The sequence below is a fragment of the Bacillus sp. C30 genome (genome assembly GCF_040838255.1).
GTDB classification, from domain to species: domain Bacteria; phylum Bacillota; class Bacilli; order Bacillales; family Bacillaceae_G; genus Bacillus_A; species Bacillus_A mycoides.
In genome coordinates this window covers 1-1,677 of the sequence record NZ_JBFPJH010000535.1, presented here as the reverse complement: position 1 = coordinate 1,677, position 1,677 = coordinate 1, and the positions used below count along the sequence as shown (strand labels likewise).

Annotated in this window: 1 protein-coding gene; it reads right to left on the bottom strand. The window is 32.8% G+C overall.

The genetic code is table 11. The features are described from left to right. Positions 1–36: 36 nt before the first annotated feature. Positions 37–765, bottom strand: a complete 729-nt coding sequence (locus AB3X49_RS22590; RefSeq protein WP_002016772.1) for a DsbA family oxidoreductase — start codon at positions 763–765, stop codon at positions 37–39. Positions 766–1,677 lie beyond the last annotated feature (912 nt).

The following is a 1,677-nucleotide window of genomic DNA, read 5'->3' as shown; positions in this document are numbered from 1 at the left end:
ATTATGCACACCATAATAGAAAGAAAGAATTAAATATTATTCCTTTGAAGGTATCGAGCAGCTACCATCTGCACAATAATCATCTGTTGTACTATTTATTGAAAGATCTTGAAGTTCAGACTTAGGGTTCTCTTCTTCCCACACCTGTTGAAGTGCACCAACAAAGGTTTCAAGTGGTTGTGCACCTGAAATAGCATACTTTTGATTAACAATAAAATAAGGTACCCCTGTAATTTTATATTGTTGAGCAATTGATTCATCAATCCTAACCTCATTGGCATAAGCATTTTTATTATGAATAACATTTAAAGCCTCTTCCCTATCTAGACCGGAAGCTTCAGCAATATTAGCTAGTGTTTCCACATCACTTAAGTTTCTCGATTCAGTGAAATATGCAAAAAGTAGATTTTCTGTAATCTCCTTTTCCTTCCCCTGATCCTTTGCGAATTTCGCCAAACGATGTGCATCAAAAGTATTTGTTGGCTTCATCTCTTCAAAATTGAAACTCAAACCCATACTAGCTGCATGATTGCCTAGTTGTATATTATTACGATCAGCTTCTTCAACACTAATTCCATACTTCGATGCAAGCACTTCATTAATACTCGTTCCAGAGTAGATCGGAGCATTTTGATCTAATTCAAAACTTTTAAACTCAACTTCAACATCTTTCTTATGTGGAAATTGCTCTAAAGCCATTTCTAATCTACGCTTCCCAATATAGCAAAACGGGCATACAAAATCAGACCAAACTTCAATTTTCATATGAACACCTCATTAACATTTATTTTTCAATCATTGTAGCACTGACATTACGGAATTCAAAAATTTATGCCTCAAGAAGTTACGACTACTAATCAAAGAAGATTTCATACCCACATATACACTTCAATTGTAAATGAGCCCCTTGTTCAACATGCCTATATCTCACTACATATTTAGCCATAATATAGCTGTTCTCATAATAATTGAAAGCACCTGTATCATTTTCATAGATTATGTACTACTTCCCTATACTTAATAACAAAAAACATCCCTCAAAACGCTACTATTATAAGAATAAAAAATTAAACAAGCCCGTCTATATAAAATGCAATTATATAGACGGGCTTGTTTAATAGATTGAGCAAACTGCAAACTCAAAGGAAGCAATTACACAAATCTATATTATTGAAATTATGAACGGATTTATTTTCAAAAGTATATTAATGAAGAAGATTTAGATGTCCAATCATGAAAAAGAAGTATTTACCGGCAGAAACACCTCTAATGTTTATTAGTTAAGGGATACTGTATACAGGATTTTAAGGGGAAATAGCTATATAATTCATAAACCATTAAATCATTTAGAGTATAGAAGCTTCAATTATGCGCCAAGTTTTTTAGAAATTAATTATAAAAGAAGAGAGGTTTCCCTCTTATATTGAAAATATGACCAATAATGATCCTATTACGAAATACATCTAGTTTAATGAGCGCTTAATAAAAATAGCGAAAATACTTCGCCTTTATCATGATTTCATAAATATTTTTCCATCTGGTATGATTTAGCAATATTTCCACCCTTGTTTCTAACGAAACAAATATACAAAAAAACACAAGTCAAAAGACTTGTGTTTTAGCTTGCTTGGCGACGTCCTACTCTCACAGGGACAAGGTCCCAACTACCATCGGCGC

Coding starts and splice junctions, on each gene's coding strand:
- AB3X49_RS22590 (WP_002016772.1), bottom strand. CDS start 765: ATGAAAATTGAAGTTTGGTCTGATTTTGTATGCCCGTTTTGCTATATT.